Raw genomic sequence first — 12,572 nt, 5'->3', positions numbered from 1 at the left:
CGGGCCGGCAGTCGGTCAGGCGTCGCGCCAGGCGGGGTCGCAGCGGCAGGTCTGCGTGTCCCAGGTGGAGCTGATGCGTTCCAGGGTTTCGTCCCCGAGCAGGTTGACCCCCTGGCCGGCCGCGAGCGCGTGGCCCACCAGGACGTGAAGGCACTTGACCCGGGTCGGCATGCCCCCGGCGGAGATGCCTTCGATCTCTGGCACCTCACCCGTGCCCGAGGCAACGCGGATGCGTTCGCGCTCGGCCAGGAAGTCCTCGTGGGCGGCCCGGTAGGAGGCGGCCAGTTCCGGGTCCTCGGCAAGTCGCTCGGTCATGGCGTACATGGCACCCTCGGCCTCCAACCGGGAGACCGCCGCCGTGATGACGGGGTGGGCAAGGTAGAACACGGTGGGAAACGGGGTGCCATTCGCCAGTCGCGGCGCGGTGGCAGCCACCAGCGGATTGCCGCACACACACCGGGCGGGAATCTCCACGACGTCGCGAACCGCCCGGCCCAGCTGCCGGGACAGCACCTTCAGGTCCGTCTCCGAGGGTTCCAGGGTCTGGTCGGTCGAGTTCAGCCCGCGGGGGGCGGTGGGGTGTTCCGTCACGTGGTTACCTCAGTTCGCATCGGGCTGGTCGGCGTTGCCGGTGTCGGTGGGGGTTGCGCTGCCGGTGGGCTTCCCCGCCGAGTCCTCGGGGGTGGCCTCTCCCTCGGCCAGCTGGGGGAAGTTCTCCGCCTGGCTGGGCGCCGTGCGCTCCTCCGGCCATCCGGAGTCCAGCACCGATCCCCACAGGGCGTCGGCCCAGGCAGGCCGGTCGGCCTCCTCCTGGACCGCGGAGGACTTGGGCGCCTCAGTCCCCAAACCGTCCGCGCCGACCACCAGGTAGGAGCGTTGACCCGGCTCCACCATGAGCAGGCGCTCCCGTGCCTGCTGGCGGACGTAAGCCGGGTCCTCCCACAGCTTCACCTCGGTGCTGAGGTCGTCCCGGGCCGCCTGTTTCTCGGCGATGCTCTGTTCCAGGGCCCGGACCTCCGCCCGTTGGTCCAGGTAGATCTTGGTGGTCGGGGCGGCCAGGAATACCACCAGGAGCACGGTCACGACGGCGAGCAACATGCGTCGTCGTGCGCTGAATCCACCTGCCAGACGAGCGGCGGACAAGGGTTCCGGGCTGCCGTCATCCGTGCGCGCGTCGGGGAAGTCGCGGGTGGGCACGGGAGTTCTCCTGGGGTCGAGGCCGGGGTTCGGGCGAAAGTCTAGTGGCCGGAACCGGGTGCGGGCGGCGAAAACACCGTGACCGCCCGGGGTTCCCGGGCGGTCACGGTGTCAGGTGCCGCGGAGCGGCTCGGTGATCAGGCCGAGAAACGCGGGAAGGCGGATGCGCCGGCGTAGACGGCGGAATCGCCCAGAGCTTCCTCGATGCGCAGCAGCTGGTTGTACTTGGCCACGCGCTCCGAGCGTGCCGGGGCGCCGGTCTTGATCTGGCCGGCGTTGGTGGCCACGGCGATGTCGGAGATCGTGGTGTCCTCGGTCTCGCCCGAACGGTGGGAGACCATGCACCGGAAGGTGTTGGTCTGTGCCAGGGTGATGGCCTCCAGGGTCTCGGTCAGCGAACCGATCTGGTTGACCTTGACCAGCAGGGCGTTGGCCACGTGCTCCTTGATGCCGCGGGCCAGGAACTCGGGGTTGGTCACGAACAGGTCGTCACCGACCAGCTGGACCTTCTGACCGACGGAGGCCGTGAGCTTGGCCCAGCCCTCCCAGTCGTTCTCGTCCAGCGGGTCCTCGATGGAGACCAGCGGGTAGTCATTGACCAGCTGCTCGTAGTAGGCGGCCATTTCCTCGGCCGACTTCTGAGCGCCCTCGAAGGTGTAGGAGCCGTTCTCGAAGAACTCGGAGGAGGCCACGTCCAGGGCCAGGGCGATGTCCTTGCCCGGGGTGTAACCGGCCTTCTGGATGGCTTCCAGGATCAGGTCCAGGGCGGCACGGTTGGACTCGAGGTTCGGCGCGAAGCCACCCTCGTCACCCAGGCCGGTGTTCAGGCCACGGTCCTTGAGCACGGACTTGAGCGCGTGGTACACCTCGGCACCAGAACGCAGCGCCTCGGAGAAGGTGGCCGCACCGATCGGGGCGATCATGAACTCCTGGATGTCCACGTTGGAGTCGGCGTGGGAGCCACCGTTGAGGATGTTCATCATCGGGACGGGCAACACGTGGGCGTTGGGGCCACCCAGGTACTTGTAGAGGGGCAGCTCGGCCTCGTCGGCGGAGGCGCGGGCCACGGCCAGGGACACACCCAGGATGGCGTTGGCGCCCAGCTTGCCCTTGTTGGCGGTGCCGTCCAGTTCCAGCATGGTGGCGTCCACCAGGCGCTGGTCGGTGGACTCCAGGCCGATCACGGCCTCGGCGATCTCCTCGTTGACGGCTTCGACGGCGCCCAGCACGCCCTTGCCCAGGTACACGGACTTGTCGCCGTCACGACGCTCGACAGCCTCGTGCTCACCGGTCGATGCGCCCGAGGGAACCGCAGCGCGGCCGAAGGAACCGTCCTCCAGGCGCACCTCGCATTCGACGGTCGGGTTGCCGCGGGAATCCAGGATCTGGCGGGCGTGGACATCGATGATCATTGCCATGGGACGTGCTCCTCTGTTGGTACGTCGGCTCATTACTCTGCCCGGTGACGGCTGAGGCGCTGTGCGGGGCACGCGCGCCATCCCCCGACGGGCAGTCTGTGTCACAGCCTAGCCACCGCAGGACGGGCCTCCACCATTGTTGCCGGTCGTTCGCCGGTAGGTGAGCGATTCCACACCCCCGCGAATCCTTCCGGTCGCCCTGCGGGAGGGGCGTCAGAGGTCGGACCCGCCGCGCTGTGCGGCCCACCGGCGGGCAGTCCGGCGCAGGGCTCGTTCCGCGTCCATGCCCTGGGCCGAGGCGTGGCGAACCAGGTCGAAGAGCAGTTCTCCCAAGTCCTCCTCCGACGTGAACTCCGCTCGAGGGCTTCCGGCGGCGGAGGCCTCGGACGCCGTCGGAGTCTCCGGCTCCAGGCCGTGCCGACGGCCTTTCGCCAGGATCTTGTCCGCGTACTGCAGCGCGGGCAGGCCGGGCGGAACACCGTCGAAGGGTCCGCTGCGCTCGGGCTTCTCCTGCTTCTTGAGGTCTTCCCAGCGTGAGTGCAAGGCCGCGTTGCTGGCCTCCGTGCCCAGGGAGTCCTGATAGTCCTCGGCGAACACCTGTGGGTGCCGACGCACCAGCTTGTCCGTGATCGCCTCCAGCAAGTCCAGGACCGTGAAACCGCCGTCGACGACGGAGCGTTCCTGCGCCACCCGTGCGTGGAAGACCACCTGGAGCAGGAGGTCCCCGAGTTCCTCCGTGAGTTCCTGGCGGTGAGCCTGCGGTCCACCCTCGGACTCGATGGCCTCGATGACTTCGTAGGACTCCTCGACCAGGTACTTGACCAGGGACTCGTGGGTCTGCCGGGCGTCCCACGCGCACCCGCCCGGGGACCGCAAACGATCCATGACGCGCACCAGTTCGGCGAACCGTTCCCCCGCGGCCTCCGGTGCCGGGGCTTGCTCCGTGCTCACAGCGCGCCTTCGTCCTGGGCTGCCAACAGGTCACCCAGGCCCAGTTGCGCGCCCGCGCTGCGGACGGCGTCGAACTCCTCCGTGATGCGCGCTTCGAGCATCACGCGGTGGTCCAGGGGCGCGAAGGCGGACTGGGCCCCGTTGCGCTGGAGGGTTTCGACGTCGTCCAGGCTGAAACCGTGCACGTTGATCAGACGACCGAGTTCCGTGCTGATGTCCGTGCCGGACACCAACCGGTTGTCCGGGCCGAGGACGACGCGGAAGCCCGCGCGGAACAGGAAACCGACCGGGTGTTCGGCCGTGCCGGGGCCCAGCACGCGGACCAGGTTCTCGGGCGGGTTCCACGCGGGTGTGGCTCGGGTCTGCCGGTTGGACCGGGGGCAGATCTCCAGACCGATCCCGCGGTCGCGGGCCCAGGTGGCCACGGGGCCGAGGTCGATGGTCACGTCCCCGTCGGGGGCGTCGGTCAGCGTGATGTCCTCTGAGATGCGCACGCCGTGGCCCAGGCGCAGGGCGCGTCCGTCCACCAGGGCGCCACGGATGGAGTCCACGCCGTCAGCCTCTCCGGCGTGCAGCGTCACGGGGATCAGGTTCTCAGCCAGCAGGTCCAGGGCCGCCCGGTGCCGGGCGGGTTCGAATCCCGCTTCCGGTCCGGCCAGGTCGAAGCCCAGGACGCCACCCGGAGCCACGGGGTCATAGCGGTCGATGACCAGGCGGGCGATCTCCTCGGAACGATCGTTCTGGCGCATGGCGCACAACAGCTGACCCACGGAGATCTCATAGCCCTCGGCTGCGGCCGCGGCAATGCCTTCGGTCAGGCCGGACTGGACGGCGTCGACCGCCTCTTCGAGGGTCATACCGCCGGTCAGGTGCTGTTCCGGGGCCCACCGGACTTCGGCGTGGATGACGCCGTCGTCCACGTAGTCCTCGACCGCCTCCCGGGCCACGCGCCGGAGCGCCTCCGGGGTCTGCAGAACGGCCAGCGTGTGCACGAAGGTTTCCAGGTAGGACTCCAAGGAACCGGAGTCACCGGCCCGGACCATCCACTCGGCCAGTTCGGCCCCGGTCTCCACCGGGAGTTCGTGGCCGACCTGGTTTGCCAGCTCCACCACGGTGGCCGGTCGCAGGCTTCCGTCCAGGTGGTCGTGCAGGCTGATCTTGGGCAGGGCGCGCAAAACCCCGCCGGAGTCACCGGCGGGGTTGAGGCTCCCGGCCCCGTTGTCGTTGGGGTTCGGGAAATCGGTCATGGGTGTGGTTCCTCAGTAGTTCCAGTCCTGCAGAGCTTCATCCATGTGCTGCGGGATGTTCGCTCCGGTGCGGGGGTACATGCGCAGTTCCTCGACGTAGTTCTGGGAGGGCAGTCGCTCCGGGTAGCGCACGAAAGCCTCCTCGTCCGCGTAGTCGAAGGAGACCTCCGGGGGGATGCCGGGGCGGAAGCGGAACATGACGGCCAAGGGCGCGCCCTCGCCCTCCACGTAGGAGTCTTCCTTCAGCTCCTGGACCTTGAGTTCTTCCTCGGGCACCAGGTCGAAGGTGTTGCGCTGGTCCCAGAATCCACCCTGCCGCACGTGGGTCAGGGCGTCGTAGTAGGAGCCCAGGGTGCGGACACGGATCAGGACGGTGGAGACGTCGCGGGCGCTGCCTTCGGGGCCGAACAGCCGGCGCTGAGCACCCGAGAGGCGCTTGAGCACGTCCCCTTCGGTCAGGACCTTGTTGCCTTCGGCGAGCTTGTCCCGCGAGCCGGCTCCGGCAGCTTCACCCGCACGGTAGGACGGAGCCACGTCCGCGCCCTTGGCAAGGGTCGGGGCGTCCGAGTCGCCCGCGACGCCGCCACGGAGCCCCGCGCCGGCGGCCGCTCCTGCGGCAGCCGCGCCCGTGGCCTGCGCCCCGGTACGGCCCGCGTTGTCGTCGCGCCATTCGTCGTGGTCCACGTGCTGGGGCAGATCGTTGCCCCCGCGGGTGTCGGCCCCGGTCGAACGATCCGCGGCCGCCGGCTGGGCAGCTGCCGGTGCGGAGGTCGAGGTCGCCCCACCGGCGGGCTGTTCCGCGTCCGCGGACTCTCCGGCCTGCGAGCCCTCTGCCGAGGTCTGTGCGGAGGCATCGCCGTCGGCCTGGTCCCGGCGGCCCTGAGCTGCCGCTGCCGCCAGGGCACCCGCGCCGATTCCGGCGCCGGCACCGGCTGCGGCCGCACCCGTGCCCGCGGAGCGGTCATCGGCGCCACCATCCACGCCGCCACGGTCCACGGCATCGCGGTCGGTCGCGTCGGCGCCACGGCCGTCGGCGCCACGACCGTCCGAGTCACGGCCGTCGCCGCGGTTCCGGTCCTCCGCCGACGGCTCGGTGCCGTCCTGACTGCCGCCCGCCGCGGCACCCGCGGCGGTACCGGCTGCAGCGCCCTGGTCCAGCGAATAGCGCTCGGTCTTGTGCGGAGCCGAGGGGAAGTCGTAGTCGACCTGGACCTCGCGGGTTCCGTCGGTGTCCTTCCCCACGGCCACGACGGCGGTCTGCCAGGCACCGGTGTCCCGGGACATCGACTCGGTGTAGAGCGCGGCGACGTCCTCGAACAGCGGGTGGGACTGGTCCACGGTGCCGTTGTCCATCTCGGTCTGACCGGCCACGGAGCGCTCGGACTGCTGACTCATGGTGTTGCCGCGCTGGATGAGCGTGAGCTTGCCCGCTTCGGCGTTGTCCGCGAGCAGGCTGGTGACCAGGTTCCGCAAGGGGCCTTCGGCGGGCAGCGGCTCCGCCACCGCGGTGTTCTCCTCGCGGGGAGCCTCCGGCTGCTGCTGCTCGGGGTTCGACTTCCTACCAAAAAGTCCCACGGTCTTGGTCCTCCCGTGTTCGATGCGTACTGGGTCTGTCGGGGTCCACCCTACAAGTCCGCGGCGACAACACGGTCCAGGATCAAGTCCCTGGCCACGGGGCGTTCCGGTTGCGTGTTCGTCAACGTGTAGGCCGTGTGGATTCGCTGCACCGCCGACTCGACGCGGGAAGCCGTATCCGTGTGCACCGTGGCCAGCGGCTGCCCCTGCCGAACCGTGTCACCGGGCTTGGCGTGCAGCACCACGCCCGCTTCGGCCAGGACACGGTCCTCCTTGCGCGCCCGGCCCGCACCCAGGCCCCAGGCGGCCATCCCGATCTCCAGGGCGTCCACGCCGGTCACCACGCCGTCGCGGGGTGCCGTGACGGTCTCCGTGACGGCGGCCTGTGGCAGGTCGGCATGCGGATCTCCGCCCTGAGCGGCGATCATTGCCCGCCAGGTGTCCATGGCACGTCCGTCGCGCAACGCATCGGCGGGATCCTCGTCCACACCCGCGGCGGCCAGCATCTCCCGCGCGAGCGCCAAGGTGAGTTCGACGACGTCGGACGGGCCTCCCCCGGCCAGGACGTCCTGGGCCTCTGTCACCTCGCACGCGTTGCCGACGGCGAACCCGAGCGGCGTGGACATGTCGGTCAGCAGGGCCGTGGTGGCCACGCTGGCGTCGGTGCCCAACGCGACCATGGTCTCGGCCAACTCCCTGGCCGCAGCCTGGTCCTTCATGAACGCCCCGCGGCCCACCTTGACGTCCAGGACCAGGGCGTCAGCGCCTTCGGCGATCTTCTTGGACATGATCGAGGAGGCGATCAGGGCAATCGACTCGACGGTTCCGGTGACGTCCCGCAGGGCGTAGAGCTTCTTGTCGGCGGGTGCCAGGTCGCCGCCGGCGGCACACACCACGGCCCCCACGGTTTCGAGCTGGCGGAGCAGCTGGTCGTGGTCCACGTCGGCCCGCCACCCGGGAATTGCCTCGAGCTTGTCCAGGGTGCCTCCGGTGTGGCCCAGGCCCCGCCCGGACAACTGGGGAACGGCCACCCCGTGCGCGGCCACCAGGGGCGCCAGCGGCAGCGTGATCTTGTCCCCCACGCCACCCGTCGAGTGCTTGTCCACTGTGGGCAGCCGCTGCCCGTTGCGCCGCAGCCCGGAGAAGTCCATCCGCTGACCGGAGTCGATCATCGCCGTCGTCCACCGGCTGATCTCCTGCCGATCCATCCCATTGAGCAGGATGGTCATGGCCAGGGCGGCCATCTGTTCCTCGGCCACCCGCCCCTGCACGTACCCGTCGATCAACCAGTCGATCTGTTCGGGACCCAGGGCCCCGCCGTCACGCTTGGTGCGGATCAGGTCGACGGCGGTGAAGGAACCCGTGCTCTCGGTGCTCATGCCACCAAGGGTGTCACGTCCGCCGCGGCCGAGGGACGCCAGGCGATGCAGTCAGAGGTTCTGGGGACCGAAGGCGTCCGGCAGGACCTCGTCCATGCTCTTGATCCCGGAGACCGTCAGGAGGCGCATGCTCGGTGCCCGGTGTTCGTAGAGGAGCTGACGGCAACGTCCGCAGGGCATCAGGACCTCCCCCTGGCCGTCCACGCACACGAAATGGGTGAGGCGCCCGCCACCGGTGGCGTACAGCGAACTCACCAGACCGCACTCGGCGCACAGGGTCACCCCGTAGCTGGCGTTCTCCACGTTGCAGCCGGAGACCGTGCGCCCGTCCTCCACCAGGGCCGCTGCCCCCACGCTGTAGCCGGAGTACGGCGCGTAGGCACGGATCATGGCATTGCGGGCTTCCACCAACAACGCGTCCCACGGCTCGCCGAGGGAAACGTCCCCGGACGGGATGGGTGACCGGTCGTCATCGTTCGATCCGGTTGCTGCGGTCATGCTCACTCCTTGACGTACGGCTGTCCGGACGCGGCCGGTCCGCGAGTGGTTCCGACCAGGCCCGCGACCGCCAGGATGGTGATGATGTACGGCAGCATGGCCAGGAACTGGCTCGGCATGGGCGTCCCCAGGAAGGAAAGCACCGACTGCAGGTTGGAGGCAAAGCCGAACAGCAGCGCGGCCAGGAAGGCACCGACCGGGTTCCACCGCCCGAAGATCAGAGCCGCCAACGCGATGTAGCCCGCCCCGGAGGTCATGTCGCGGGTGAAGGAGGTCACGGAGACCAGCGTGTAGAACGAGCCGCCGATCCCGGCGATCAGCCCACCGAGCAGGACGTTGAGGAAGCGCATCCGGTTGACGTTGATGCCCAGGGTGTCGGCGGCCTTGGGGTGTTCGCCGATGGCGCGGGTACGCAGGCCCCAGCGGGTCCGGTAGACCGCGAACCACACGATCGGGACGGCCAGCCACATGAAGTACCCCACGATCGCCTGGTCGAACAGGATCCGCCCCACCAACGGGAGGTCGCTCAGGAACGGAATCGCGTAGGAGGGCAGGCGAGGCGGTGAGTTGAACCGCCCGGAATCCGACTCCAACAGCGTGGCGAACAGGAAGCCCGTCAGGCCGGAGACCAGCACGTTGAGCACCACGCCAACGATGACCTGGTTGACGCGATAGGTGATGGAGAAGACGGCCAGGACCAGGGAGACCAGTGCCGCGCCGATCATGGCGGCCAGCAGACCCACCCAGGCACTTCCGGACAGGGACCCGGCCACCGCGGCGGCGAAGGCGCCGAAGAGCAGCTGCCCCTCGATCGCGATGTTCACCACGCCCGACCGCTCGCACATCAACCCGCCCAGGGACCCGAAGACCAACGGGACGGACAGGGCGACGCCACCGGCCAGCAAGCCCGTGAGCGACACCGACGGCGTCTCCGCGGCGCCGACCACCCACACCAGGAATCCGGCCACGAACAACAGGCCGAAGACCAGAACGGCCCAGGAGGGGGTCAAGCGTCCCGAGCGCACGCGCAGGAAGGCATATACGGTCAGAACAACCAGCAGCGCCGTGATGAGCCACTCGGTGAGCAGCCCGGGGACGACGACGTCGGGGATCCGGAAGAGGTCGCCGTCGCCGCTGATGCGGAACGTCACGCTCCCGTCCGGTGCTCCGAGGGCGAAGACTACGAAGGAGACGAGCGCCAACACGGCGAACCCGAGGGGAGCCCTCCGCGCGGTGGAGGGAAGCGCTGCCGGGTCGACCCGGTCGGTGCCCTCACTCTGCGGGGTGGCGGGTTCGATGTCGTGAGTCTGGGTTGCGGTGCTCATGCCTGGGCCTCCTTGACTGCCCCGGCGGAGCGACTGGTCTTGCTCTTGTCTCGGCGCGATCGTCGGCCTCGGGCTGCGGTGAACAGCGGCGGAAGGGCGATGAACAGCACGATCAGCGACTGCACCACCAGCACGATGTCCACGTTGGTGCCGGTCATGGTCTGCATGGTCACGGCACCGGCGCGGAACCCGCCGTAGAGCACACCGGCCAGGAACGTGCCCAGCGGCGTGGAACGGCCGAGCAACGCCACGGTGATGGCGTCGAACCCGAAGGAGGCTGCCACACCCGCGGACAGCGACCCCTCCGTTCCGGAGATCTGCGCGACACCCGCCAGCCCGGCCAGCGCCCCGGCCAGGATCATGACGATCACGAAGCCCTTGGTCACGTTGATGCCGGCGGTCTTCGCGGCACGCGGGTTGGATCCCACGGCGCGCAGTTCGAAGCCGGTGGTGGACCGGTTGAGCAGCCACCACACGAACACGGTGGCGGCCACGGCCAGCACGAATCCCCAGTGCAGCCGGAACGGCGCGCCGAGCAGCAACGGGAACTGGGCGGTCTCGGCCACGGGCGGGCTGATGGGGTTCGTGGAGCCCTCCCGCAGGAAGCTCGGACGGGTCAGCAGGTAGGCCAGCAGGTTCACGGCGATGTAGTTGAGCATGATCGTCAGGATCACCTCGTGCGCGCCGGTGCGCGCCTTGAGCAGTCCGACGACGCCGCCCCACACGCCGCCCCCGATCGCACCGGCCAGCACGACCAGCAGCAGGTGCAGGGGCAGCGGCATGGACCAGGTGAATCCGACGTACGCCGCCAGCGTGGCGCCCATGAGGATCTGGCCCTGGGCACCGATGTTGAACAGTCCCGCCCGGAACGCGACGGCCACACCGAGTCCGGCCAGGATGAGCGGGGTGGCCACCGTCAGGGTCTCGGTGAAGGGATAGATCTGGCGGGCGAAGGAATTGCCGTTGGGGTTGAACACGGCCCCGTAGAACATGGCCTGGTAGGCCGCGGAGGCCGCGGACCACCCGGCGGACAGGGTGTCCGACGGGCGGCTGAAGAAGTAACTGGCCGCCTTCATGACCCGCTCGTCCGTGGCCGCGATCAGCAGACCGCCCAGGAACAGCGCCGCCAGAATCGCCAGCACCGGCTGGAGTGCGGACCCGATCCACGCGGGGCCGTCGGTCTCGAGGTCCTCGGCCGCGTTGACGGTGGGGCTGTTGGTGGTAGGGGTGGTCATGCCTGCTCCTCCCACGGGAGGTTCGAGACGGCGTCGCCGTCGTGATCTGTGCTGTCTGTTCCGGAGTTCTCCGGGGGCTGCGGGCCGGGGTGCGCCAGGCCGCCCTGCGACCGGACTTCCTCTTCGGTGGCCCCGGCCATCATCTGACCCAGCGTCTCGCGCGGGGTTTCGGGACCGACGATCCCCATGAGGCGACCGTGGAAGAACACGGCGATCCGGTCGGCCAGTCCGTAGACCTCGTCGAGTTCGGTGGAGACGATGATCACCGGAACCCCGTTGTCCCGTTCGGCCACGATGCGGTCGTGGATGAACTCGATCGACCCGACGTCCACACCGCGCGTGATCTGGGAGGCCACGAAGAGCTTGAGCGGACGGGACAGTTCACGGGCGACCACGATCTTCTGTTGGTTGCCGCCCGAAAGCGTCGAGGCGTGTGCGGCCGCTGAGCCGGTCCGGATGTCGAACTCCTTGATCCGCTGCTCGGCGTTGGCCCTGATCTCCTTCTGGTTCAGCGACGGCCCGGAGTGGAACCGAGGATCCTTGTAGAGGTCCAGCACCAAGTTCTCGGCCACGGAGAAGGGGCCCACCAGGCCGTCGGTCGAACGGTCCTCCGGGACGAAGCCCACTCCCGCGTCTAGCACCTGCCGGACGGAGCGGCCCACGAGTTCCTGACCCTCGAGTCGGATCGACCCGGAGGCCTTGCGCAACCCCAGCAGGGCCTCCACGAATTCGACCTGCCCGTTGCCCTGCACGCCCGCGACGGCCAGGATCTCCCCCTGGGACACGGACAGGGACAGGTTGTCCAGCAGCGTCACGCCGTTGTCCCCCACCACGGTGAGGTCCTCGACCACCAGGGCCTGTTCCCCGACCTGCGCCGGCTGCTTGTCCACGGTCAGCGAGACCTCACGGCCGACCATCATGGCGGCCAGCTCGGAGGTGCTGGCTTCGGGTGACACGGAGCCCACGACCTCACCGCGACGGATCACCGTGATCACGTCGGAGACCTCGCGGACTTCACGCAGTTTGTGGGAGATGAACACGATCGAGGTGCCGTCGGCCTTGAGCTGACGCATGATCGCCAGCAGCTCGTCGGTCTCCTTGGGGGTCAGGACCGCGGTCGGTTCGTCCAGGATCAGCAGCTGGGCGTCGCGGACGAGGGCCTTGATGATCTCCACGCGCTGCTGCACGCCCACGGGCAGGTCCTCGACCACGGCGTCAGGATCCACGGCGAAACCGTACTGATCGGAGATCTCACGGATCCGGCGTCGAGTGGTCTCCAGGTCGAGGGTGACGCCCTTGCGGGTCTCGGACCCCAGCGCGACATTCTCCGCCACGGTGAACACCGGCACCAGCATGAAGTGCTGGTGGACCATGCCGATCCCCCGGTCCAGAGCGTCGGAGGGACCACTGAACTCGACGGGCTCGCCGTCGACCAGGATCTCGCCGGAAGTCGGTCGGTACAGCCCGTAGAGGACGTTCATCAGGGTGGACTTTCCGGCGCCGTTCTCCCCGAGGAGACAATGGATCTCCCCCGGTTCGACGGTCAACGAAACGTCCCGGTTGGCGGCGAAGGACCCGAATTTCTTCGTGATCTCCCGCAGTTCGAGCTTCATGGGTGCGTGTTCCTCTGGGGCTGCTCAGGATCGGAGGGTGGTCGTGGGGGGGGGGCGCCGCGGGGGCCCCCCCCCGCCGGGGGGCCCCGGGGGGGGGTCGGCTTCGGCCCTTCCTTCCGCCCCGGGCGTGTTTT

At 69.2% G+C, this 12,572-nt stretch carries 11 protein-coding genes; all 11 read right to left on the bottom strand.

Going from position 1 to position 12,572, the window contains the following annotated elements; all coding sequences use genetic code 11:
- Window positions 1-15 precede the first annotated feature (15 nt).
- On the bottom strand, window positions 16-591 hold the full coding sequence (locus GWK18_RS06810) for a DUF501 domain-containing protein (RefSeq protein ID WP_123826366.1): 576 nt from the start codon (window positions 589-591) through the stop codon (window positions 16-18).
- A gap of 9 nt (window positions 592-600) precedes the next feature.
- Window positions 601-1,197 carry a septum formation initiator family protein gene (locus tag GWK18_RS06805; protein WP_166834109.1) on the bottom strand — a complete coding sequence of 199 codons (597 nt, stop codon included), beginning with the start codon at window positions 1,195-1,197 and terminating at the stop codon, window positions 601-603.
- Window positions 1,198-1,334: 137 nt separating this feature from the next.
- The gene (gene eno, locus GWK18_RS06800) at window positions 1,335-2,615 is read right to left on the bottom strand and encodes a phosphopyruvate hydratase (protein ID WP_123826362.1); all 1,281 of its coding nucleotides are present in this window, start codon (window positions 2,613-2,615) and stop codon (window positions 1,335-1,337) included.
- A gap of 213 nt (window positions 2,616-2,828) precedes the next feature.
- Window positions 2,829-3,566, bottom strand: coding sequence for a MazG family protein (locus GWK18_RS06795; protein WP_348535868.1), 738 nt, complete (start codon window positions 3,564-3,566; stop codon window positions 2,829-2,831).
- Window positions 3,563-4,813: an adenosine deaminase gene (locus GWK18_RS06790; protein ID WP_166834107.1), complete on the bottom strand. Its 1,251-nt coding sequence runs from the start codon at window positions 4,811-4,813 to the stop codon at window positions 3,563-3,565. The genes GWK18_RS06795 and GWK18_RS06790 overlap by 4 nt, the downstream gene beginning before the upstream one ends.
- Window positions 4,814-4,825: 12 nt before the next feature.
- Window positions 4,826-6,388 (bottom strand): hypothetical protein, encoded by a 1,563-nt coding sequence (locus tag GWK18_RS06785; protein ID WP_166834105.1) that lies wholly within the window; start codon window positions 6,386-6,388, stop codon window positions 4,826-4,828.
- 50 nt (window positions 6,389-6,438) lie between these two features.
- Window positions 6,439-7,767 carry a thymidine phosphorylase gene (locus GWK18_RS06780; protein WP_166834103.1) on the bottom strand — a complete coding sequence of 443 codons (1,329 nt, stop codon included), beginning with the start codon at window positions 7,765-7,767 and terminating at the stop codon, window positions 6,439-6,441.
- Window positions 7,768-7,818: 51 nt separating this feature from the next.
- A complete protein-coding gene (locus tag GWK18_RS06775) occupies window positions 7,819-8,265 on the bottom strand; it encodes a cytidine deaminase (RefSeq protein ID WP_123826354.1) in 447 nt (148 codons plus the stop codon).
- 2 nt (window positions 8,266-8,267) lie between these two features.
- Window positions 8,268-9,590 carry an ABC transporter permease gene (locus tag GWK18_RS06770; protein WP_166834101.1) on the bottom strand — a complete coding sequence of 441 codons (1,323 nt, stop codon included), beginning with the start codon at window positions 9,588-9,590 and terminating at the stop codon, window positions 8,268-8,270.
- A complete protein-coding gene (locus GWK18_RS06765) occupies window positions 9,587-10,825 on the bottom strand; it encodes an ABC transporter permease (RefSeq protein ID WP_166834099.1) in 1,239 nt (412 codons plus the stop codon). Before GWK18_RS06765 ends, GWK18_RS06770 begins: the two co-directional genes overlap by 4 nt.
- Window positions 10,822-12,438, bottom strand: coding sequence for an ABC transporter ATP-binding protein (locus tag GWK18_RS06760; protein WP_166834097.1), 1,617 nt, complete (start codon window positions 12,436-12,438; stop codon window positions 10,822-10,824). Before GWK18_RS06760 ends, GWK18_RS06765 begins: the two co-directional genes overlap by 4 nt.
- Window positions 12,439-12,572 lie beyond the last annotated feature (134 nt).

Origin of the sequence: Kocuria sp. JC486 (assembly GCF_011602805.1) — a bacterium.
GTDB lineage: Bacteria > Actinomycetota > Actinomycetes > Actinomycetales > Micrococcaceae > Kocuria > Kocuria soli.
The sequence above is the reverse complement of the archived record's forward strand: the minus strand, read 5'-3'. Positions and strand labels throughout refer to the sequence as shown.

Bases quoted from the DNA above. Each gene is read 5' to 3' on its own strand.
- GWK18_RS06780 (WP_166834103.1), bottom strand. From the start codon at position 7,767: ATGAGCACCGAGAGCACGGGTTCCTTCACCGCCGTCGACCTGATCCGC.
- GWK18_RS06775 (WP_123826354.1), bottom strand. From the start codon at position 8,265: ATGACCGCAGCAACCGGATCGAACGATGACGACCGGTCACCCATCCCG.
- eno (WP_123826362.1), bottom strand. From the start codon at position 2,615: ATGGCAATGATCATCGATGTCCACGCCCGCCAGATCCTGGATTCCCGC.
- GWK18_RS06760 (WP_166834097.1), bottom strand. From the start codon at position 12,438: ATGAAGCTCGAACTGCGGGAGATCACGAAGAAATTCGGGTCCTTCGCC.
- GWK18_RS06790 (WP_166834107.1), bottom strand. From the start codon at position 4,813: ATGACCGATTTCCCGAACCCCAACGACAACGGGGCCGGGAGCCTCAAC.
- GWK18_RS06765 (WP_166834099.1), bottom strand. From the start codon at position 10,825: ATGACCACCCCTACCACCAACAGCCCCACCGTCAACGCGGCCGAGGAC.
- GWK18_RS06770 (WP_166834101.1), bottom strand. From the start codon at position 9,590: ATGAGCACCGCAACCCAGACTCACGACATCGAACCCGCCACCCCGCAG.